The organism is Roseovarius sp. W115 (genome assembly GCF_032842945.2).
GTDB classification, from domain to species: Bacteria; Pseudomonadota; Alphaproteobacteria; order Rhodobacterales; family Rhodobacteraceae; genus Roseovarius; species Roseovarius rhodophyticola.
The window spans coordinates 359,881-380,306 of the sequence record NZ_CP146606.1 but is presented as its reverse complement, the minus strand read 5'-3'; the positions used below and the strand labels follow the sequence as shown (position 1 = coordinate 380,306).

The 20,426-nt window shown below is 56.5% G+C and carries 20 protein-coding genes; 11 read left to right on the top strand and 9 right to left on the bottom strand.

Annotation, left to right across the window (positions count from 1 at the left end):
* Positions 1-5: 5 nt before the first annotated feature.
* The 10 genes from RZS32_RS01910 (at position 6) to RZS32_RS01865 (ending at position 10,303) form a co-directional block, all read left to right on the top strand.
* Positions 6-1,451 carry an FHA domain-containing protein gene (locus RZS32_RS01910; RefSeq protein ID WP_317055349.1) on the top strand — a complete coding sequence of 482 codons (1,446 nt, stop codon included), beginning with the start codon at positions 6-8 and terminating at the stop codon, positions 1,449-1,451.
* Positions 1,435-2,379 carry a PP2C family protein-serine/threonine phosphatase gene (locus tag RZS32_RS01905; RefSeq protein ID WP_317055348.1) on the top strand — a complete coding sequence of 315 codons (945 nt, stop codon included), beginning with the start codon at positions 1,435-1,437 and terminating at the stop codon, positions 2,377-2,379. Before RZS32_RS01910 ends, RZS32_RS01905 begins: the two co-directional genes overlap by 17 nt.
* Positions 2,376-3,608, top strand: a complete 1,233-nt coding sequence (locus RZS32_RS01900; RefSeq protein WP_317055347.1) for a hypothetical protein — start codon at positions 2,376-2,378, stop codon at positions 3,606-3,608. The genes RZS32_RS01905 and RZS32_RS01900 overlap by 4 nt, the downstream gene beginning before the upstream one ends.
* 77 nt (positions 3,609-3,685) lie before the next feature.
* The gene (locus tag RZS32_RS01895; protein WP_317055346.1) at positions 3,686-5,749 is read left to right on the top strand and encodes a dynamin family protein; all 2,064 of its coding nucleotides are present in this window, start codon (positions 3,686-3,688) and stop codon (positions 5,747-5,749) included.
* A 16-nt stretch (positions 5,750-5,765) separates the two neighbouring features.
* Positions 5,766-6,656 carry a dynamin family protein gene (locus tag RZS32_RS01890; RefSeq protein WP_317055345.1) on the top strand — a complete coding sequence of 297 codons (891 nt, stop codon included), beginning with the start codon at positions 5,766-5,768 and terminating at the stop codon, positions 6,654-6,656.
* A 53-nt stretch (positions 6,657-6,709) separates the two neighbouring features.
* Complete coding sequence (locus RZS32_RS01885; RefSeq protein ID WP_317055344.1) at positions 6,710-7,096, top strand: hypothetical protein; 387 nt, start codon at positions 6,710-6,712, stop codon at positions 7,094-7,096.
* Complete coding sequence (locus tag RZS32_RS01880) at positions 7,096-7,917, top strand: hypothetical protein (RefSeq protein WP_317055343.1); 822 nt, start codon at positions 7,096-7,098, stop codon at positions 7,915-7,917. The genes RZS32_RS01885 and RZS32_RS01880 overlap by 1 nt, the downstream gene beginning before the upstream one ends.
* 91 nt (positions 7,918-8,008) lie before the next feature.
* Positions 8,009-8,563: a response regulator transcription factor gene (locus tag RZS32_RS01875; protein WP_317055342.1), complete on the top strand. Its 555-nt coding sequence runs from the start codon at positions 8,009-8,011 to the stop codon at positions 8,561-8,563.
* Complete coding sequence (locus RZS32_RS01870) at positions 8,556-8,978, top strand: thiol-disulfide oxidoreductase DCC family protein (RefSeq protein ID WP_317055341.1); 423 nt, start codon at positions 8,556-8,558, stop codon at positions 8,976-8,978. The genes RZS32_RS01875 and RZS32_RS01870 overlap by 8 nt, the downstream gene beginning before the upstream one ends.
* Complete coding sequence (locus RZS32_RS01865; RefSeq protein ID WP_317055340.1) at positions 8,975-10,303, top strand: ABC1 kinase family protein; 1,329 nt, start codon at positions 8,975-8,977, stop codon at positions 10,301-10,303. Before RZS32_RS01870 ends, RZS32_RS01865 begins: the two co-directional genes overlap by 4 nt.
* Here RZS32_RS01865 and RZS32_RS01860 read toward each other — a convergent pair.
* The 6 genes from RZS32_RS01860 to bhcA form a co-directional block, all read right to left on the bottom strand.
* Positions 10,278-10,433, bottom strand: a complete 156-nt coding sequence (locus tag RZS32_RS01860; protein ID WP_317055339.1) for a DUF2256 domain-containing protein — start codon at positions 10,431-10,433, stop codon at positions 10,278-10,280. The genes RZS32_RS01865 and RZS32_RS01860 overlap by 26 nt on opposite strands.
* On the bottom strand, positions 10,430-11,962 hold the full coding sequence (locus RZS32_RS01855) for a deoxyribodipyrimidine photo-lyase (protein ID WP_317055338.1): 1,533 nt from the start codon (positions 11,960-11,962) through the stop codon (positions 10,430-10,432). Before RZS32_RS01855 ends, RZS32_RS01860 begins: the two co-directional genes overlap by 4 nt.
* A 105-nt stretch (positions 11,963-12,067) precedes the next feature.
* A complete protein-coding gene (gene bhcD, locus RZS32_RS01850; RefSeq protein ID WP_317055337.1) occupies positions 12,068-13,033 on the bottom strand; it encodes an iminosuccinate reductase BhcD in 966 nt (321 codons plus the stop codon).
* A gap of 66 nt (positions 13,034-13,099) precedes the next feature.
* On the bottom strand, positions 13,100-14,263 hold the full coding sequence (gene bhcC, locus RZS32_RS01845) for a 3-hydroxy-D-aspartate aldolase BhcC (RefSeq protein ID WP_317055336.1): 1,164 nt from the start codon (positions 14,261-14,263) through the stop codon (positions 13,100-13,102).
* 67 nt (positions 14,264-14,330) lie between these two features.
* The gene (gene bhcB, locus RZS32_RS01840) at positions 14,331-15,302 is read right to left on the bottom strand and encodes a beta-hydroxyaspartate dehydratase BhcB (RefSeq protein ID WP_317055335.1); all 972 of its coding nucleotides are present in this window, start codon (positions 15,300-15,302) and stop codon (positions 14,331-14,333) included.
* Complete coding sequence (gene bhcA, locus RZS32_RS01835; RefSeq protein WP_317055334.1) at positions 15,302-16,492, bottom strand: L-aspartate--glyoxylate aminotransferase BhcA; 1,191 nt, start codon at positions 16,490-16,492, stop codon at positions 15,302-15,304. The genes bhcB and bhcA overlap by 1 nt, the downstream gene beginning before the upstream one ends.
* 163 nt (positions 16,493-16,655) lie before the next feature.
* On the opposite strand from bhcA, the gene bhcR reads away from it, so the two are divergent.
* On the top strand, positions 16,656-17,498 hold the full coding sequence (gene bhcR, locus RZS32_RS01830) for an HTH-type transcriptional regulator BhcR (protein WP_317055333.1): 843 nt from the start codon (positions 16,656-16,658) through the stop codon (positions 17,496-17,498).
* Between the two features lie 12 nt (positions 17,499-17,510).
* Here bhcR and RZS32_RS01825 read toward each other — a convergent pair whose 3' ends face one another.
* The 3 genes from RZS32_RS01825 to RZS32_RS01820 all read right to left on the bottom strand — a co-directional run bounded on the left by RZS32_RS01825 (position 17,511) and on the right by RZS32_RS01820 (position 20,345).
* Complete coding sequence (locus tag RZS32_RS01825; RefSeq protein WP_317055332.1) at positions 17,511-17,804, bottom strand: hypothetical protein; 294 nt, start codon at positions 17,802-17,804, stop codon at positions 17,511-17,513.
* A gap of 206 nt (positions 17,805-18,010) precedes the next feature.
* Entirely contained in the window at positions 18,011-18,397 is a 387-nt protein-coding gene (locus tag RZS32_RS18955) for a PilZ domain-containing protein (RefSeq protein WP_317055331.1), read from the bottom strand.
* Positions 18,387-20,345, bottom strand: coding sequence for a methyl-accepting chemotaxis protein (locus RZS32_RS01820; RefSeq protein WP_317055330.1), 1,959 nt, complete (start codon positions 20,343-20,345; stop codon positions 18,387-18,389). The genes RZS32_RS18955 and RZS32_RS01820 overlap by 11 nt, the downstream gene beginning before the upstream one ends.
* Between the last annotated feature and the right edge of the window lie 81 nt (positions 20,346-20,426).

Below are 20,426 nucleotides of genomic sequence, written 5' to 3'. Positions count from 1 at the left end.
AAAAAATGAAATTTTTGCGTGATATTATTGAAGAAAAGCGTGCGGCCCGTGCCGGTGACGATGCGCCGACCACTGAGGCGGCTGAACGGCCTGTGCTGGATATTCCTTCTGTCAGCGAGGCAATGGCGGAAGACATGTCTGACCCTGAGATGAATGGATCGGCGGATGAGATGGATTTTGATCTCAAAAGCCTTGAGCCGATTCAAAGCTATGACGACGACGAAGGCTGGGTCGGGGCAGAGACACCGGAAGGGGCAGAGATCAAAGGTGATGTTGGCGGCCTGCATGACATGTTTGCCGATACAGAAAGCGACGAGGTGGACATGCCGGCTGCACTGAACCTGGAAGGGTTTGAAGTGAAGCAAGATGCGGATGTCACGGACGAAGCGGAAGCCGAAGAACCAAGCCTGCCTGATGCTTTGGAAGCCGCAGTTGCCGATCTGGAAACTTTGCGGATCGAAGCCGAGCCGGGTGCGGATGATGAGTTTGAGGCAGAGGCTGAGATGCAGGTGGCGGAAGACGTCATTGAAGACACAGCCGAGGCCGAAGACGACAGGATCGCGGTAGAGATGTCTGACGAGATGTTGGACATGGAAGATGCTGAGATCGACGCTGCTGCTGAGACCGAAATTGAGGACGATCTGGAGGCTGACACTACAGAAGTTGAAATGTCGGATGATGCTGAAGCCGGTGAGGCTCTTGAGGTCCAAGACGTCGAGGCGGACGCCGTTGAGGTTGGTCAGGATGAAGCAGCGATAGCTTTGGAAGACGCATCCGAAATGGCTCCGGAAGTGGAAGCTGTGACAGAAGCCTTGATGGCCGAAGAGGCCAGTGATGAGACGGCCAACATCGCATCGGTCGAAGACGCAGAAGTCGCCCCGGAGCCTGTCGCCCAAGAGGCGGCCGCAGAGGTCTCGGACGCCCCATTCGCTGTGCCGCTTCCCGCGGCTGGCCGTGGTGCTGGTGGACGGTCGGGGCGCGTGAAAACCCGTATCCTTGGGTTCACCGCACCTGCTGCCGCCAGCGAGGATCCTTTTGAAAAGGCTGGTGGCACGGCAAAACCGACAGACGCCTCTGCAAGCTTCCCGGTTGGATGGTTAGTGGTTGTTGACGGGCCAGGCCGCGGTGCCGCCTTCACCATCTTTGATGGCGTCACACAAATCGGACGCGGCGAAGATCAGACTGTGCGCCTGAATTTCGGTGACAACTCAATCTCGCGCGAGAACCATGCCGCGATTGCCTATGACAATGAGCAGCAGACATTTTTCATTGGCCATGGCGGCAAAGCTAATTTGGTGCGGGTGAACAATCGCCCTGTGCTGAGCACAGAAGAGCTTCAGTCAGATGACACGGTGCGGATTGGCGAAACCACGCTGCGTTTTGTGGCCTTCTGTGGCGCGAAATTCTCTTGGGACCGCGACGAGGACGTCAAACATGCCTCAGCCCAATAAGATCCACTATGACGCCGCCTCGGCCATGAGCCTGGGGCGTCGTGACCGCCAGGAAGACTCTGTCGCGGTGGATTTTCCTGTGGGCGCACCGCATGGGTTTGCTGTGTTGGCCGATGGGATGGGCGGGCACGCCGCCGGTGACGTCGCCAGCCAGATCGTTGTGACAGAGATGTTCAGCGAGCTGAAAATGCTGATCAGCGATCCAAAGGCCATGGAGGAGAATATCCGCGACAAGCTGTGCGCGGCCATTCAGGACACCAACATGTGCATCGAGCACATGGCCAATGCATCGCCTGATGTGTCCGTCATGGGAGCAACCGCTTTGGTCCCGGTGATTTTTGGCGAACGGCTTTATTGGGTATCGGTCGGAGACTCGCCGCTCTTTTTGTATCGCGAAGGGCGGCTTGAGCGGCTGAACGAAGATCATTCTATGGCGCCTCAAATCGACGAGATGCAGACTAAGGGCCTGATCAATCTGGATGAGGCCAGAAACCACCCGGACCGTAGCGCGCTGACATCCGTTCTGGCAGGCAATGAGATCCCCAAGATTGACTGCTCGGGTGCGCCTGTGTCGCTTCAGTCAGGCGATATCGTCATCGCGGCAAGCGATGGCCTGGAGTATCTCAGCCCCGAGCGGATCGAAGATGTGCTCGCCGCCTATCAAACACGTCCCAGCACCGAGATCAGCGCCGCGCTGTTGCGCGAAATCGAAGCCTTGGATGACCCTGATCAGGACAATGTCTCGCTGTGCCTGATCAAAGTGAAAGGCGCGGAAGAGGATCACGCCGCTGTGCCGGATCCGATTGCCGCCGTGACCAAGATTGTTCAGGCCGACCAGGCGTCGCGCCCGTCCTCTGTCACTGTCCTGTCGCGTAAATCGGGCGGTGCGTCGCAAGTTGTGTGTGTTTCCAGGAAGGTAAAGATGTGACGACGGCACAGACCATAGATCATCTGTCCCGGCAGCTGGAGGACGTCCTTGACCACGAGGAGGTCTCAGGCCGGTACAAAACACTGGGCGCGCAGTTGTTGTCACAGCTGCGCAAACCGATTCAGATTTCCTTTGTCGGACTGCCGGGCAGTGGCAAGACCGGGCTGATCAATATGATGCTGAATGGGGTCTGTGTGCCGTCTTTCGACGGACCTGAGGTGGTCGAGCTGGTCTATGGCCCTGAGTCTGCGACGTGTTTCATGCAAGACGAAGAAACGGTGCATCGTGAGGCCGGGGTCGTTGAAACGGCACCGGACATGGACGGTCCTTATCGCGTCCGGCTTGAGATCCCTGACGAACGTCTTTTGGTGCAATCCTTTGCTGAAATCCGGCTGCCCGAGGCTGAGACGAAACAACAGGCGCTGCTTGATTATGCTGCGCGGTCCTCGACTATTCTGATCTGGTGTTCTGAGCTTTTTGAGGAAGCGGAGCAGGCGATCTGGTCTGACCTTCCGGAGCATATCAAGGATCACGGATTTTTGGCCCTGACCATGGCTGATCGCCAGATGATGAAAGGTCGCCTGACAGACCGCATTGCGGAACTAGAAGAATTTGTTTCAGAAGAGTTTTTCGGCCTTTACCCCATTGCAACGCTACAGGCGATTTCAGCGCGCAGTGAGCCCAATGCGCAAAAGTCCGACATGTGGAAACTCAGCGGCGGCGAGGCGCTTTATGACGCGATCACGCGACAGGTGTCGCTGGGTCGCGGCGAAGATGTGGACCGTGTGAAGGTGCTCCTGGAGCAACTGGATGTTGAACCAGAGCAGGCTGCTGTTCCGCTCGCAGGAACGCCGGTTGCGAAAAGCATGCCCAAGCCGACGGATAAGGCCCCGCCAGATGCGGCATTGAACAAACGCGATGCGCTGCAAAAGTCCCTGATCCGGTTGACCAAGGGGGCCGAAGACATGTTGCAGGATGTCTCGGGCCTTGAAGAGGGTGACTGCAACGAGGTGCTCGAAAGCTGTCTTGAGACGGTACGTGACATGTCGGACATGCTCTCAGAGGCGGCGGGAAACGACCCATCGCTGAGCGAGCTGCTGGAAGAAGCGCAGGAGGGCGAAAACATGCTTCTGCTCTTCCAGCTTGAGAAAGACGAAGACGCCGCGGCGGATGCCGTGACGCTTATGTTGCAACTGAAAAAGGAAATAACGGCACACGCGCAAGCGTGACAAAGGATGACCTCCGTAATGCCACCCGCTTGACAGAATTTTGTGGGACAGATGCGATCCCTGCCGCGGATAAAACAATGAATGTAGAAGTTCGAAAAACCGAAACGACCGAGCTGCGCAAGGCCCCGCGCCCCGCCACGTTGAGTGCGGGGCTCGAGCTTTTGGAGCATTTCGCAGAAGACACGAAACGCGTTGACGAAGCCCTGCAAACACTTGCCGCGCTGACAGGCACGAACAGCGCCAAGGCCGTGGCGCGGTTGCGCAAGGAGTTGGCAGAGTTCGAGCCGACCATCACCGTGCTGGGCCAGGTCAAGGCAGGCAAGACCGCGTTGGTCAATGCCATGGCCGGGTGGTCCGATCTTTTGCCATCGGATGTAAATCCGTGGACGTCTGTTGTGACGTCGCTGCACCTCAAGCCAGGTGAGTCCCGGTCTGAAAACGGGGCATGCTTCAAATTCATGACCGACGATGAATGGGAACGCCTGCTCAACAAAGGCGGTCGTATGGGCGAGTTGGCCAGCCGGGCCGGCGCCGAGAGTGAGCTGCAGAAGATCAGTGAGCAGATTGAAATCGTACGCCAGAAAGCCCGGCATCGGTTGGGCAAGAAGTTTGAACTCTTGATCGGTCAAGAGCATGACTACGGCTATTTCGATAAAAACCTGCTGGAGAAGTACATCTGCCTGGGCGATGATTTTGACGGCGATGAAGAGGTCAGTGCCGATCAGGAAGAGCAGGGCCGCTTTGCCGAGATCCTGCGATCTGCTGACCTTTATCTCAATAGCACCACCGTGCCGAGCAACCTGTGCCTTCGGGATACGCCCGGTGTGAATGACACTTTCATGATGCGTGAGCAGATCACGGTACAGGCCATTCGCGATAGCAAGCTCTGTGTGGTTGTCCTGTCTGCCAACCAGGCATTGAGTTCGGTCGACATGGGCCTGATCCGGCTCATCTCGAACCTCAAGTCGCGCAATATCGTGATTTTCGTCAACCGCGTGGATGAGCTTCAAGCCCCTGCGCAGCAGGTGCCGGAAATTGAGCGCAGCATTCGTCAGACCCTGCGCCAGAAACGTGCGCCGGAGAACATCGACATCATCTTTGGCAGTGCCTATTGGGCCAACGCTGTGCTGTCTGGTGACGTACAGAAAATGCCGCAAGAGCGCATCAAAGCGCTTTTGAAATGGGCGGAGACAGATCGCGAGATCAAGTGCAGCGAAACAGAACCCTTTGAGATTGTTTGGGAACTGTCAGGGTTGCCATCGCTTTTCCGGGCGCTGTCTGAGCGTATTGTCATGGACATTGCCAATCCGTTCCTGAACAAAATCACCAGCACCGCTGTGAGCCTGGCGACTGGTCAGCAGGCCAAGTCCAAAGTGCAGCTAGGTGATGCCAAAGGGGCGTCCATGACGCCCGAAGAGGCTTTGTTTGCGTTTGACCGGATTGCAGACCAGCACGCTCAAGCGCTGCAACGAGATCTTATTCAGGCGACCGAAGATTACTATGCGCGCGCTGACCGGGCGCATGATCAATTCATCGAACGTGCCACCCAGTCGCTGATCGCGCATCTTGAGCAACAAGGGCCACAGGACGGCTGGAAATATGATCCTACGGGTCTGCGGCTCTTGATGCGGTCGGCCTATTCGGTTTTTGGCAAGCGCGCGCAATCCATTGCAGAACAGCACTTTGAAGCCGCTCTGGCGGATATCGCGGAAGTCTACAGTTCCGCCTTTGGCGACGCTGTGGCGGGTATTCAACTGGCCGCGCCGTCTGTGCCGGGCACTCCGGCACCGATCTCTTTGGGTCAAACCATCGCGCTTGATTTTCACGATGGCTGGTGGGTGTCTTGGTGGCAACGTCTTCGCGGCTATGAGACCTTTGCCCGTAAGTTCCGCCAGTTGATTGCCGATGAGACCCAAGACTTCATGGCGCAGCTGAAAACGGTACAAACGCAAGAGGTGCGAGATCAAATCCTCAATACACTGCGTCTTTTCCTGGAAGATCAGAAAGACATTCTGTCGGACATCGGCACGGGCACGACTTCGGACGCCAAAGTGCAGAGTCGGCTTGGCCGCAGTACCCACGCGACACAAACGGAAATCCTGGATGATGTTCTGTCCGTTCTGCGCGGATATGCGGACTAGGGAAGGATAAACTCAAATGACAGCCATGACCAACATGAGCGAGACCGAGGCGAGCACAGAGCGTAAGCCGCGCATTGCCCTGATGGGGGAGTTCAGCGCAGGCAAAAGCACGTTGCTCAACATGCTGTTGTCACAAGCCTCCTTGCCGGTGCGCATCACGGCGACCAGTGTTCCGCCGGTTTGGATCGCCTATGGAGAACCCGCCGCGGCGCGCGTGACGCATGACGATGTGCAAGAAGACCTGCCAATGGGTGATATCGCCGACACGTCCCTGGAAGACACCAAATACATTCGCCTATGGCTTAAGTCAGATATTCTTGAGATCTGTGATCTCTTTGATTTGCCTGGCATTTCAGACCCAAACATGGATCGTTCCGTGCTTATGGCTGTGTTTGATGAAGTGGATTCCGTTATCTGGTGCACACACGCGACGCAGGCCTGGCGCCAGTCGGAGGCGGCCACTTGGGAAGAGCTTACTGAGCGTACCAAAGGTCATAACCTTTTGGCGATCACCCAGTTTGACAAGATCACGTCGGATCGTGATCGGATGCGGCTCTTGTCGCGGGTTGGCAAGGAAACCGAAGGACAGTTTGACGCTGTGTTTCCTCTATCGTTGCTTGATGCCACCGAAGCTGAGGACAAGGATGCCTGGATTCAAAGCGGGGCCGCAGCGTTTTGCGAATATCTGATCGAGGATCTGATGGCGCGTGACATGTCCGGTGAGACACAAGAAGCGTCTGAGGCCGATGAGGACGGGCTGACCGAGATCGAGCCGGTGGAAGACGCCGAGCGGATCATCCCCAAGCGCGTGTCTCGGGCCAAATCCAAGGATGGTGCGTCTCGGGCGCGTCCACCTGCGGGCGAGGTCGAGTTGGACTATCTTGAAGTGAAAAATGCCGGTGCCTGAACGTGTAGGGCATACCCAAAGGCAGAGGGTCTGCTGATGATGGAGTGGTGGGAATGAATATTGAGCAGGTATTGGACGCAGGACGCAAGTCGGTCGCGGGATGTTCCGTGGCGGCCTTTGGCGACACCTCCGCGCGTCTGATCCTGCGCGCCAGCCACCGTCAGGGGATTCGCCGGGAATACCTGGACGCGCTGTGCGACCACGCTGCCAGCTGCTTTGAGTTATTGGACGCCACATGGGATGTACCGGGACTTGAAAAAGGTGAATGCGCAACGCTCAATGAGGCTGCTATTCTCGCCAAGGGTGAGACCATGGTGTTTGTGCGCTCTGACAGCTCTCAGTCAGAGTTTTTGTGTTTGGTGACCGATGATCCAGATGCAGCACCGAAACTCTTTTCTGCAGCGCATCGTGCTTTGCAAAAAATCTCGGCAGTACAGTGATGGCGACCCAGGTGGCAAATGCAGAGATCATACCCAAGGAAAGGCCCGGACTAGACCGGGCCCTCAGGCGCTTGGCGCGGCCAGAGCGGTTGATCTATGGCGCGCCAATAGCCGCTGGCACAGGCAAACATGATCTTCTCTGTGCAGTGCTGCGTGAAATTGATGAAACGATCCTGCCACGCGAAATTATCATCGAATGCCAGGTCTTTGGGACCATGCGGCTCAGCGTGTCCAACCGCCGTTTGGCCGCTATTCGATTTGATCATGATATTGATGAAACCCCGATGGTGCAGGCCGAAGACAGCCAGGATATGGCGCAGCAATTTGCTCAGATCCTGACGCAGGCTTTTGAAACAAGTCAGGAGGCGCGCATTTTGCGCCCACGGCGCCTTCCAGCTGGGACAAGCTTTAACATGTCTTGCTCTTGCCAGAGTCTTGCAGATGCGGCTGGTATCGCAGATTTCAGGTTGCTGCCCGTTGTGGAAGAGGTTGGGTTTCTTGATGCAATACAAGGTGTTGCCAAGGCTTTTGTGAAGACCAACTCGGATTTGACAAACTATGCCACAACTGGATCGCAAGGCGAGGTCGAGCTTCTGCAAGAGTTTCATCGCAATTTCCAGACCGGCCAAAGCGCGCGGGGACATGCACGGCGTCTGAACCTTGATGAGCCGCAATGCCTGATGGTGCCCTTGGCGAATGCACGGACGATCGTGCTCACCGTCGGCGTTGAGGGCCACGCTTTGGCGTTGGTACCTAACGAGGAAACCCCGCGCCTGACACAGGCCTGGCACGCCGAGCGCAACGGCGGCGCGACGGTATAAGTCGCCGTTTCAACCTGCGCGTTTTGACGCAGGCGATGACTTTCCCAAATCCAATTTAACGCCCGCTTCGTAAGTACTTACGAAGGATGCTATGGCACGTAAATTTCAGGGTGAAACACTTCTCATTGTCGAAAACGACGACGTGTTTCGTGAGCAGTTATCCAAGGTGATGCGCAACCGTGGTTTCGACACGATCACGGCATCGGGTTTGCGTGAGGCGACAGAGGCCATCAAAGCCTGTGCGCCCACCTTTGCCGTGATTGATCTACATCTTGATGATGGCTCTGGATTGGAAGTGATCGAGGTGCTCAAAGCCTATTCGCAAGATGCGCGGGCGGTCATTTTGACCGGGTATGGCAACACACCTACGGCTGTGGCTGCGGTCAAACTGGGTGCCACAGATTATCTGGCCAAACCTGCGGATGCCGATGAGATCATTGACGCGCTTTTGGTGGCGGATGGGGTATTGCCGCCAGCACCGGAAAACCCGATTTCCCCCGAAGAGGCCAAGCGCGTGCATATCGAGCGGTTTTTGGAACGGACCGATGGCAATATCACAAAGACCGCGCGACTTTTGAAAATGCATCGTCGCACGCTACAACGTATTTTGAAACGCACACCAGATATCGGACAGGACAGTGGCTGAGGCACGGAAACAATCCGCGTGTGATCTGACCGTGTATTTTGACGGGAGCTGCCCGCTATGCCGTGCCGAAATTGATTATTTTCAAAATCGCACGACACACGGGACCGTTCATTTTGAAGACGTGTCGAAGCCTGATGCCAATCTCGCGCATGGGTTGGATCGGACACAGGCGATGAAACGGTTTCATGTGCGTCGCAGTGACGGCGAGGTTTTCTCCGGTGCCGCTGGTTTTGCCGAGATGTGGGCACGGGCGCCGGGGTGGCGGTGGCTTGCACGCCTGGCGCATGTTCCGGGTGTGCTTTGGGTGATGGAACGCGGCTATCGCGGGTTTTTGGTTTTTCGCCCCTTGCTGATCCGCGTTTTAAGCCCGATTTTGCGGCGCAAAACACAAGGCGCAAAGGTTCCGGACGCATGACAAAGATGTCTCCTGAACAGCGCGGCATTGCCATTCCCATCGGCCGTTTCAATCGTCTGGCGCGACTTGGCGGTGTGACCACAGCCGTGGCAGGCAATGTGGCGGCCAAAGGTGGGTTCGAGCTGTTGCGCGGGCGCAAGCCGAGGATTTCTGATCTTCTGTTGACGCCGAGCAATATCTCACGTGTCGCGGAGCAACTGGCGCGGATGCGTGGCGCGGCGATGAAGGCCGGGCAGCTCTTGTCGATGGAAACCGCCGATATGCTGCCGCCAGAGTTGGCGCAGATCATGGGGCGTCTACGGGGTGAGGCGCATTTCATGCCGCCATCACAACTCAAGAAAGTGCTCATGGCCAACTGGGGACGGGACTTTCTAAAAACCTTCAAGCGCTTCGATGTTCATCCCATTGCAGCGGCCTCAATAGGACAGGTGCACCGCGCGCAGACCAAAGACGGGTGCGACCTGGCGATCAAGGTGCAGTATCCCGGTGTGCGCGACAGCATCGATAGCGACATGCGCAATTTGGGGATGATTTTGCGCGCGTCGGGAATGCTGCCAAAGGGTTTTGATCTTGACCGATTGCTTGCGGACGGGACGGAACAGCTGCGCGAGGAAACGGATTACATCCGCGAGGCCGAAGCGCTCGAACGGTTCGCCGTGCATCTGCAGGACCATACAGTGTTCAAACTGCCATCTGTGCATAAAGATCTGAGCACAAAAGATATTCTTGTGATGGATTATCTCGAAGGCGAGGCTATTGAAACGCTGGAAAACGCCGATCAGGATGTGCGGGACCGTGTGGCGACGGAACTGATCGCCTTGACCCTGCGCGAGGCGTTTGAGTTGCGCGATATGCAGACCGACCCGAATTTCGCCAACTACCGGTATGTGCCGAAGACCGGCCAAATCATTCTGTTCGACTTTGGTGCGACACGACAGTTCAGCCGGGCGCTGTCTGCCGACTACCTGGCTTTGTTTCAGGCGGCGGTTGCGTCTGACAACGAGGCGGCCTTTGCCAAGATGGTTGAGATCGGGCTTGTGGGGGCGGATATGTCTGCCTCGGATCAGGCGCATATTTTACAGCTGTTCGATCTTGCCGCAGAGCCGCTGCGGCAGGGGGGCGTGCTTGATTTTGGCACCTGCGGTCTTTTGGCGCGATTGCGGCGCGCGGGGCTTGTTCTGGCCGAAGAACAGGTGTCTATTCATGCGCCACCCACCGACACACTTTTGTTTCAGCGCAAGGTATTGGGCTGTTACTTGCTGGCCGAGCGTCTGCGCGCGCGAGTCGATCTGACGCCTCTTATAGCGCGTTACCGGGCGGCTTAGACCGCCGACACCTTTCCGAGCAATAGCGCACCTCATCCCAGACCCTGGCCCATTTCTTGCGCCAGTTGAATGGACGCCCGCATGTGGCACAGGGTTTCTGAGGCAAGTCGGATTTCTTGCGCGTTTTCATGAGAGACCATCCCCAAGAGGCAGGCTGAGCTGGCTGGTGCTCGTTTTCTTCCGCCCGCGTTGTCCGCGATTGGGGATACCGCTTTTGCGGCTGCCATGTTTGGTTTGAATAGCGTCTGCCTTGGTTTTGTACTCCGCTCCACGTCGGATGGCCCAAACCTTGTCCCGCGCCTCTCGGGCAGCCGTGAGGTGATCTACGACGGGATGTGGATAACGCTTGCCCAGAACCATATCCGCATTCTCGGCTTTCCGAGGCTCGTGTAGATACGCGTTGGAAATGTGGGCCAGTTCCGGAACCCAGCGGCGGGTAAAGCTGCCATCCGGATCCTGATCAAACCCTTGTTTGACGGGGTTATAGATCCGCACCGTGTTGATGCCCGTGGTGCCCGACTGCATTTGCACCTGGGGCCAGTGAATGCCCGGTTCATAGTCGGTGAACATCCGTGCCAGATGCAGGCCGGGTGCGCGCCAATCGAGCCAGAGGTGATAGCTGGCCGTGGCCATCACCATGGCGCGCATTCGGAAATTGAGCCAGCCGGTGGCGGCCAGGCACCGCATGCAGGCATCAAGGAACGGCAGGCCGGTTTCGCCCTTTTGCCACGCTTCAAGGCGCGTCGCGTCGGGCGTAGAGGGGCGAAGGCCATCATAGGCTGGGTGCAGATTGCGGCTCTCCAGACTGGGCGCATCTTCCAGCTTTTGCATGAAGTGACAGTGCCAGTGCAGGCGGCCATTGAAAGAGTTCATTGAGCCGCGCCATTGCTTCGTCTGAGGTCCGCCTATGGTTTTCAGTTGGACCTGCCGCGCCCATGTGGCTTGCGCCGCTTCCCGCATGGACAGCGTACCCCAGGCCAGATGCGGCGAGAGGCGGGAGCAGGATTTGGCACCTTTCGACGGAGAGGACATGTCGCCGCGGTAGGTCTCGCCACGCTTTGTCAGAAAGCTTTGGAGTGTTGAGAGCGCGGCACGTCGCCCGCCTGTTTGCCGCTCCGGGCAAGGATCGGGGGTAAGGCCAAGGTCGCTATCAGAAGGGATATGCCCATGATCTACTGAAACCGGCTCGAGGTGGGGCGGTGCAGTCATCGGCTCGCTCATGAAGCTGTCCCAGTTTTTGGCCCATCCATTGCGAGAGCCAAGCCTGCGGACAACCCCATGATTGCGCAGCTCGTGCCAGGGCAATCCTTGCGCTCTGCACCATGCGGCGACCCTCTTATCCCTTTGAAAGGTCCAGTCATTCCCGGTTTCTTCATGTGACCAAAGGGCGGATACACCATGCGTGTCGTGCAGTGTCTGCAAGACATCCACCACCTCACCGATCCGGATCACCAAAGGCTGACCCAACTGAGCAAGAGACGCCCGAAGCTCGGTGAGACATTCGGTGATAAACGCCCAGTGCCGTGCGGACATGTCGGGCTCTTGCCAGAGCGCTGGCTCAACGATGTAGAGGGGCAGGACAGGGCCTGCCTTGGCCGCCTGAGCCAGGGCGCGGTGGTCCTCGACCCTCAGATCGCGTTTGAACCAGACAACTTGCATAAAAAAACCTGTGACACCTTTTAGGGTGCCACAGGACCTAGCGCGCTTTGTGACCTTGGCAGCGTCTTCTCCCGTAAAAAAGACGCTGCCGCTCCTCCCTCGCCGCTAGAAATCGACTTCGATGGCTTTGCCCTGCGCGACGGCCAGATCCACAACGCTTGCAGCGACCGCGAGATCCTGAAGACCCACGCCAGTGCCATCGAAAAGCGTGATCTGATCAGCGCTTTCGCGTCCTGGATGGGTGCCGTTGATCACGGCGCCGATCTGGTGCACGTCTCCTTCGGAGATCAGGCCCTGACCCACCGCGTGCTGTGCTTCACCAATGCTTATGGATTGCGCGACTTCGTCGGTGAACACCGTCGCCTTTTGCAATAGAGCCGGTTCCACCTCTTGCTTGCCAATGGTGTCGGTGCCCATGCAGGCCACATGCGTGCCCGGGCTCACGTGATCGGCCATGAGGCTGGCGTTGAAGGAAGAGGTGATCGAGATGATCACATCCGCCTCTGCCATACCGCTCAGTTCAACGGCCTCAAAGGGCAGCCCCGCCTCGGTCGCGACCTTCTCAATATTGGGCAGCATGTCAGGGTGGTAGTTCCAGCCAATGACTTTCTCAAAGCTGCGTTGTTCCAAGGCCTGACGCAGCTGGAATGTGGCCTGATGGCCTGCACCCACCATACCGATGACCTTGGCGTCTTGCCGTGCAAGATGCTTGATTGAGACAGATGAGGCAGCGGCGGTGCGCAGCGCGGTCAAAAGATTGCCACCCACCATCGCCTTGGCGCGTCCTGTATCGGGATCAAACAGGAATACTGTGGACTGGTGGTTGATCAGGTTCTTGGTTTCCAGATTGTTGGGCCAGTACCCGCCCGCCTTGAGGCCAAGGGTGAGGCCTGCGCGATCAAACCCGCCTTTGAAGCCATAAAGCGCGTCTTCGTGGCCGATCGCTTCGCGCACTACGGGGAAGTTGTAGGCGTCGCCAGCGGCCATTGCGCCGAAAATCTTTTCCACCGCATCAAAGGCAGCTTCGCGTGTCATGAGGTCCGCGATTTCGCGTTCGGGTACTATGATCATGGTCTTTCCTTGCAAAAAACCGGGGTCAGCACCGCCGGCCCCGGGTCGTTAGTCTAATTGATGCGATTAGTATGCGCGGCCGCGTGCCGAGACAGGCCAGACGGTTTCAACCTGACCGCCGCGTACGCCAACATACCAATCGTGGACATTGCAGGTTGGGTCGCAGTGGCCGGGCACGAGCTTGAGCTTGTCATTGACCTTGAGCGCGCCGCTCGGGTCGGCGACAACGCCATGTTCGTCTGAGCATTTCACGTACTCAACGTCATCGCGCCCGAAGATGAAGGGCAGGCCACTGTCGACGGATTGCGCCTTGAGCCCTGCATCCACGATGGCTTTGTCGGCTTTGGCATGGCTCATGACAGACGTCAGGATGAAGAGCGCGTTTTCCCACTCGCCCTGGTCAATCCGCTTGCCGTCTTTGTCGAGGATACGGCCATAATCGGCATCCATGAAGGCGTAGGAGCCGCACTGCAACTCGTTGTAAACACCTGACGTGCTTTCGAAATAATATGACCCGGTGCCACCACCGCCAACGATGTCACACTCCAACCCATCGGCTTTGAGCGTGTCGACCGCGTCTTTGACCTGCGCCACGGCAATGTCGATCTTGGCTTTGCGATCTTCGTAGTTGTCCATGTGTTGCATCGCGCCCTGATAGGCCTGGATGCCTGCGAATTTCAGACCGGGAGCCGCGTCAATCGCCTTGGCGATCTCAACAACCTCGGGCGTGGTGGTCACACCACACCGACCTGCACCGCAGTCGATTTCCACCAGACATTCGATCTCGGTGCCATGCTTGGTCGCAGCAGCGGACAAATCGGCGATATTTTCCAGATCGTCGACACAGCAAATTGTGCGTGCGCCCAGTTTTGGCATGCGGGCCAAACGATCAATCTTGGCCGGATCGCGGACCTGATTTGAGACCAGCACGTCCTTAATGCCGCCGCGGGCAAAGACCTCGGCCTCGCTCACCTTTTGACAGCACACGCCACAGGCCCCGCCCATTTCAACCTGCAACTTGGCCACATCCACGGATTTGTGCATCTTGCCGTGCACGCGATGGCGCATGCCATGCGCCTTGGCATAGTCGCCCATTTTCTTGACGTTGCGCTCCAGCGCGTCGAGATCGAGGACAAGGCAAGGTGTTTGAATTTCGGTTTCAGCCATCCCTGGCAGGGCAGGGATGTCAAAGCCAACTTCGTATTGGTCGAGGGTCAGATTATCTTTCATTGGGTCTCTCCCGAATTATCAAAGTGCGCCAGTCGTATCTGGCCTGATTGGGTTGGGTGTTTGGCGCTCACGAATTCAGCCAAGGCAACAGGTCGAGATCGACATTGCCGCCGGTGATGACCACGCCGACGCGTTTGCCTGCGAAGCGCTCTTTGTTCTTGATGATTGTCGCCAGGGGGACGGCGCAGCTGGCCTCCATGACAATTTTCATCCGCTTCCACGTCAGTTTCATCGCATCCACGATTTCGTCTTCTGAGGCGGTCAGAATGTCCGTCACGTGGTTGGACACGAAATGCCAGGTCAACTCTTTGAGCGGTACTTTCAACCCGTCTGCAATCGTGTCGGGTGCGTCATCCGCAATGATGTGCCCGGCCTTGAAGCTGCGATAGGCATCGTCGGCCTGTTCCGGTTCGGCGGCAATAATTTGTGTCTCGGGTGCAATATTGCTCAGCGTGAGGCATGTCCCGGAGATCATCCCACCGCCGCCGATTGGTGCCACAACGATGTCCAGGCCATCGGTTTGTTCCATCAACTCGCGCGAACAGGTGCCTTGTCCGGCAATCACACGCGGATCGTTATAGGGATGCACGAAGTTGCCTCCGGTTTTGGCCTGCACTTCCGCGAAAACTTTCTCGCGGCTTGTGGTTGACGGTTCACACTCCGTGATCGTCCCACCATAACCGCGCACCGCGTCTTTCTTGGCTTGCGGGGCCGTACGGGGCATCACCACGTTGCAGGGAATCCCGCGCCGACCGGCGGCATAACTGAGCGAGAGGGCATGGTTGCCCGACGAATGCGTGCAGACCCCTTTGGCCGCGTCGTCTTCGGACAATCCAAAGACCGCGTTGCCGGCGCCGCGCACCTTGAACGCCCCGGCCTTTTGAAAGTTTTCGCATTTGAAGAACAGTTGCGCGCCAGTCAACTCGTTGAGATAAGACGACGTCAGAACCGGAGTGCGATGGATATAGGGTGCGATCCGTTCATGTGCAGCCAACATGTCTTCGAATGTGGGAACGTAGAAATCCAGAGCGTCCTTCATCATGCTGCATCCTTGTGCTGCAATTCGGATTTTGCGCGGAAATGTTCCTGTGCTGCGGACACGCCCGACCCAAGTTCGATGTCGAGCCCGAGATCCTTCATGCACATCTCAGCCGTTCCGATCCCGCTCAGCGTCATGACATCCGTCAGACTGCCAAGATGCCCAATGCGGAACACTTTGCCCGCAACCTCTCCAAGACCCACACCAAAGGCCACGCCATATGTGTCTGCCGCATGGGAGACGATGTCGGTCGCGTTGAAGCTATCGGGGGTGCGGATGGCACTCACCGTGTCGGAGTAGACTTCGGGGGAGGCTGCGCAAAGCGGCATGTTCCAAGCAGCCACCGCAGCTCTCACACCACCGGCGATGCGGTGATGACGCGCAAACACATTCTCAAGGCCTTCGTCGAGCAGCATGGTACATGCCTCATTCAACCCCTGCATCAGACCGACAACCGGCGTGTAGGGGTAGCCGTTGTTGCTATAACTGGTCTGCATGTCGCGAATGTCAAAGAAGGTGCGCGGCAATGTGGCGGTCTCAACCGCCGACATGGCCTTGGGGCTAAAACCGACAATGGCCAGACCGGCAGGCAGCATGAACCCTTTCTGTGACCCGGTGACAGCGATATCGACGCCCCACTCATCAAAGCGGAAATCCATGGATCCGATAGAAGACACGCCATCCACATAGAGCAGAGCGGGATGGTTTGCGGCATCAAGCGCCTCGCGAATGGCCGCGATGTCAGAGCGCACACCTGTGGCGGTTTCGTTGTGCGTGGCGAGGACCACTTTGATCTTGTGGCCCGTGTCTTTTGTCAGAACCTCTTCGAACCGATCAGCCGGGATACCCTGGCCCCACGGGGTTTCGACGACATGAACGTTCAGGCCATGGCGTGTGCACATATCAATCCAGCGATGTGAAAACATGCCGTTGCGCGCGGCCAATACGGTGTCGCCTGGGCTCAGAGTGTTGGTGATGGCCGTTTCCCAGCCGCCCGTGCCGGTGGACGGCAGGATGAAAACTTCGGCGTTTGAGCTTTTCAGGACTTTACGCACGCCTTCGCGGGCGGGGTGCAGAATGTCCGCAAAGAGAGATGACCGGTGGTCGATCGTCGGCATATCGCATGCTTTGCGCAGGCGTTCGGGAATATTCGTTGGTCCGGGAATGAATACGGGATTCTGAAAACTCATTGTCGCCTCCTCAAGCAATGTGTGGTCAACTTACCTGACCAATTTGCAGTTGAAAATTTTTTTGAAATAGTTTTTCATTTTTGGTATGTTGGAAAAAATGACTTAAAAACAAGAATTTGTATTTTTCATATTGTGAAATACATTTTCATAAAATGGAAATATGATGAGTGATCCGCAAAATACCAACCCGAATCCCCGGCGCGCACGCGGGCGTCCCAGAGGTTGGGATGACAAGACAGAACAGAACACCATCAAGTCGCTGGACCGTGCGATGGAGGTGTTCGAGTTTCTGAGTGAGGACCAGGGTAAGGCATTGTCAACGCTTGCTGCGGATACCGGGCAATCGCCCGCGACGCTCTACCGGATCCTGACAACCCTGGAAGGGCGAGGACTTGTCGAGTTCGACGCAGAGTCTCAGGTTTGGTATATCGGCGCACGGGCTTTTGTGATCGGTGCCCGTTTTTTGCGTCGTACCAGCCTGGTAGAACGCGCTCGGCCCATTTTGCGCAAGCTGATGGAGCGGACGGGAGAAACAGCCAACCTCGGAATTCAGAAAGGCGCAGATGTGCTGTTCCTCAGCCAGGTTGAGACCCATGCCAGCATCCGCGCCTTTTTTCCCCCTGGGACCCTGTCCCCGATGCATTCTTCTGGCATAGGCAAGGCGCTTTTGGCAGAGATGGATGACGGCCGGCTGGCGCGCACGTTGCAAGGACGCACGCTTGAGCCGTTTACACCGCATACGATCACTTCGTTTGACGCATTGCGCGCCGATCTGGCTGAGACGCGGGCGAGGGGATATTCGATTGATGGGGAAGAGCGCAATCTGGGCATGCGATGTATTGCAGCGCCGGTCTTCGACATGACGCAAGAGGCCGTCGCGGGCATCTCAGTATCTGGTCCGACAAGCCGGGTCGATGTTCCAAGCACGGCGGAGTTAAGCACCGCCGTCAAGCACGCTGCCAGAGAGCTGTCTTTTGCAGTGGGTGGGGATGTTACCGCGCGCTGAGCCGTGATTGGATCAGGCGGGGTCTTCGTTGGTTTGCGGAACTTCCCAATGCTCGCCCATCGCCATGATGCAGGACGTGCCGTTGGTGTATGTCTGAACCAGCGTCCAGTTTCGGCTCTTTGGTTCGACCCAGATTTCGATAAACGAGTCCGGTCCTCTTAGGCCATACCCAAGAACCTCTGCGCCGTCTGTTCCAAATAACTGTTTTTCAAGCCGTGCTGTGTCTTCACAAACCGTATCGATCAGTTGCGCCTGGCCCGAATGCGGAAAAAGAGCAAACGCCCCCAGAATAATGGCCTTTTTCATATCGTACCCAGTGCTACCCCAAAAGGAGTGTAGCACAAATATGACAGGCAGTTGCTATGGGGAATGCCGCGTATTCTGGAAACAGTGTTTTGACGGATGTCAGATATTCGGCGGCCTAAACACTAGCGTCATGGGCTTAAGATCATGAAGATCCGTTGCTCCTTATCGCATCGCACGTTTCTACCCGAAGGCTCACAAAGACAAAGTCAGTTGGGATTTGCAAGTTTTTTTGCCAATTGCGCGTCCAGTTCGGATTTCTTCGTGTGATTGACAAGAAATTCCACCCCGCATTGATTGGCAGATTTCCAACTTGTCCTGCAGGGAAGATGCCCAAACCCATCGATTGTAAGCGCAAACGCGTTTTCGGGCACCTGCGCTATAATGAAACTGGTGACGTCCAGGCAGGCACCGCCACCAGACAGGTTTCTGACGCGTACGCTGAATTCACACGCCGCGGAGGTCAGCCTGGCATCAAGATGCACATCATATCGTTCAAACTGACGGTTGGGGTACCAGGTTGCCTCTGCGCGATTATCGTTCGTCTTTCCAACACCCAGAGTGTTTGTCGGCTCTTTCGCGGGGTCAAAATCCATCGAAGGTGCCCGTGGCTGGTCTGTCACTTTCGACAGCACCATCGTCGTCATCCGACTGTAAACTGCTGAGCCAGTTTTGCACCGAGGCGTGCTGTTCCGGCGCTTGGCTGGATATAAAGGCGACTGGACCATGCGCCTGTTGCTGTGTGTCCGATGTCTTGAAACGTTGCAGGTTTCCAACCAAAGCATTGGATTTTTCGCTGAGCGCGACGGCGGCTGCATTGGTTTCCTGCGCTATCGCGGCGTTTTGTTGTGTAACAGTATCAAGCTGACCGACGCCGCTGTTGATCTCGGATATGCCTGTGGCTTGCTCTCGCGCGGCACTGGCGATTTCTGAAACATACCCCTGTAACTCGACCGTCATGTTCAGAATGTTTTCAAGCTTCTCACCGGTAGAGTTGACCAGTTTACTCCCAGTTTCGACATGAGACGAACTCTCAGTGATCAAAGCTTTGATTTCCCGCGCAGACTCAGAAGCTTTCTGCGCAAGCGAGCGCACCTCAGAAGCCACAACGGCAAAGCCTTTGCCTGCATCCCCGGCTCTGGCTGCTTCCACGCCCGCGTTCAAGGCCAGCAGATTGGTTTGGAATGCGATATCGTCAATAACGCCAATGATGCGGCTCACATTGTCACTGCTTTTTTCAATTGCGTGCACAGCATTGACCGCATCTCTGACGATCTGGGCGCCACTTTCCGCAGCCTCGCGACTGTTGCGCCCGGCAATTTCGGCTTGCGAGGCCCGCTCACTTGTCTGATGAACGCTTTCCGTAAGTTCATTCAAAGCCGCTGCGGACTGTTCAAGTGTGGCCGCCTGAGTCTCGGCGCGGGATGCAAGATTACCAGCGGCCTGGTCGATTTCTGCGGCACCCGAACTGACCCCGCCCGCGACTTCATTGAGTGCAACGACCATCTGTCCGAACTCATCCACGACTTGATTATAAGATACGCGCAATCCCTCATACTCGACTGGAAATGGATTATCCGTCGGGTTTTCGATTTTCTGTGACAGGTCACCCGTCGCCAAACGCTCTAGCCCTTGTGAGATATCTGAGACGACTCGTGTCTGTTCTGCCGCCAGTTTTTCTGCGCGCTGTGTTTCCTCTCGTTGTTGAAGGGCCTGCTTGTCGCGCATGGCTGCGGAGGTTGCAAGGTCAGCCCCAAACTCGTTTATCGACTGAGCAATATTCCCGATCTGATCGACGCGTTGCGTGTGCGGCACCTCGGTTTCGTAGGCACCTTCCGCAATTGCTCGGATCGCCTGGTCGATATCCGAAATCGGCCGCAAAATACGCGGCACGATCAGAAGTGTCAGCACAACAGAGACGCCAATCACCGTGAGTGAGACAAGGGCGCTAAGTACAACCCGATCCCACAGCATTTTCGTAAGTGCTGATTTGGGAAAATTCACTTCGAGCGCCCCCACAACAAGACCGTTGGCGTCGTGAATGGGCAGATACTTAGCCAGATAGCGTGTATCGGCGAGTGAGACCTCTGTTCTGAGCGTTTCACCTTTCAGTAAGAGCTCACCAAGGTCTTGGGGCAACTGGGATCCTAGAAAGCGTTCTCCTGAAGTTGTCCTCAAGGTTGTCGAGACGCGAGAAAAGGTGTCCGTGTTCTTTGATCTTTTGAGTACCGACAGGGCCCCAAATGTCTGTTCAGTTGAATTGTCTACAATCGAGTGATTGGTGAAAGCTGGAACCACGTTCCATTCGACATGATTGACCAGACCGGTTTCATTTTCTTGAGGCGCAAATCCCGCCGATGCGTAGTTGGTTCGCAAATCAAATGCCAATACATTGAGGCCTACATCCTGACTGGTATGAATTTCATGCAAAAGAGCGCTTCTGGTGCTGATTGTTAGGGCTGCGGCCACAGCCATGACGGACATGAAAACAGAACCTATGATCAGTACAACAAGGTGAAATTTCAGGGTCTTCTTGCCAAGCATTTCGCATCCTTCGGGCACAGTTTTGGATGATCGAAGGAAATGGCACAAAACACTTACGCAAATGTTAGCGCCAAAGCGAAG

Bases quoted from the DNA above. Each gene is read 5' to 3' on its own strand.
- RZS32_RS01895 (WP_317055346.1), top strand. From the start codon at position 3,686: ATGAATGTAGAAGTTCGAAAAACCGAAACGACCGAGCTGCGCAAGGCC.
- RZS32_RS01880 (WP_317055343.1), top strand. From the start codon at position 7,096: ATGGCGACCCAGGTGGCAAATGCAGAGATCATACCCAAGGAAAGGCCC.
- RZS32_RS01890 (WP_317055345.1), top strand. From the start codon at position 5,766: ATGACAGCCATGACCAACATGAGCGAGACCGAGGCGAGCACAGAGCGT.
- RZS32_RS01910 (WP_317055349.1), top strand. From the start codon at position 6: ATGAAATTTTTGCGTGATATTATTGAAGAAAAGCGTGCGGCCCGTGCC.
- RZS32_RS01820 (WP_317055330.1), bottom strand. From the start codon at position 20,345: ATGCTTGGCAAGAAGACCCTGAAATTTCACCTTGTTGTACTGATCATA.
- RZS32_RS01865 (WP_317055340.1), top strand. From the start codon at position 8,975: ATGACAAAGATGTCTCCTGAACAGCGCGGCATTGCCATTCCCATCGGC.
- RZS32_RS01860 (WP_317055339.1), bottom strand. From the start codon at position 10,433: ATGAAAACGCGCAAGAAATCCGACTTGCCTCAGAAACCCTGTGCCACA.
- bhcC (WP_317055336.1), bottom strand. From the start codon at position 14,263: ATGAAAGATAATCTGACCCTCGACCAATACGAAGTTGGCTTTGACATC.
- RZS32_RS01905 (WP_317055348.1), top strand. From the start codon at position 1,435: ATGCCTCAGCCCAATAAGATCCACTATGACGCCGCCTCGGCCATGAGC.
- RZS32_RS01875 (WP_317055342.1), top strand. From the start codon at position 8,009: ATGGCACGTAAATTTCAGGGTGAAACACTTCTCATTGTCGAAAACGAC.
- bhcB (WP_317055335.1), bottom strand. From the start codon at position 15,302: ATGAAGGACGCTCTGGATTTCTACGTTCCCACATTCGAAGACATGTTG.
- bhcA (WP_317055334.1), bottom strand. From the start codon at position 16,492: ATGAGTTTTCAGAATCCCGTATTCATTCCCGGACCAACGAATATTCCC.
- RZS32_RS18955 (WP_317055331.1), bottom strand. From the start codon at position 18,397: ATGGATTTTGACCCCGCGAAAGAGCCGACAAACACTCTGGGTGTTGGA.
- RZS32_RS01825 (WP_317055332.1), bottom strand. From the start codon at position 17,804: ATGAAAAAGGCCATTATTCTGGGGGCGTTTGCTCTTTTTCCGCATTCG.
- RZS32_RS01885 (WP_317055344.1), top strand. From the start codon at position 6,710: ATGAATATTGAGCAGGTATTGGACGCAGGACGCAAGTCGGTCGCGGGA.
- bhcR (WP_317055333.1), top strand. From the start codon at position 16,656: ATGAGTGATCCGCAAAATACCAACCCGAATCCCCGGCGCGCACGCGGG.
- RZS32_RS01855 (WP_317055338.1), bottom strand. From the start codon at position 11,962: ATGCAAGTTGTCTGGTTCAAACGCGATCTGAGGGTCGAGGACCACCGC.
- bhcD (WP_317055337.1), bottom strand. From the start codon at position 13,033: ATGATCATAGTACCCGAACGCGAAATCGCGGACCTCATGACACGCGAA.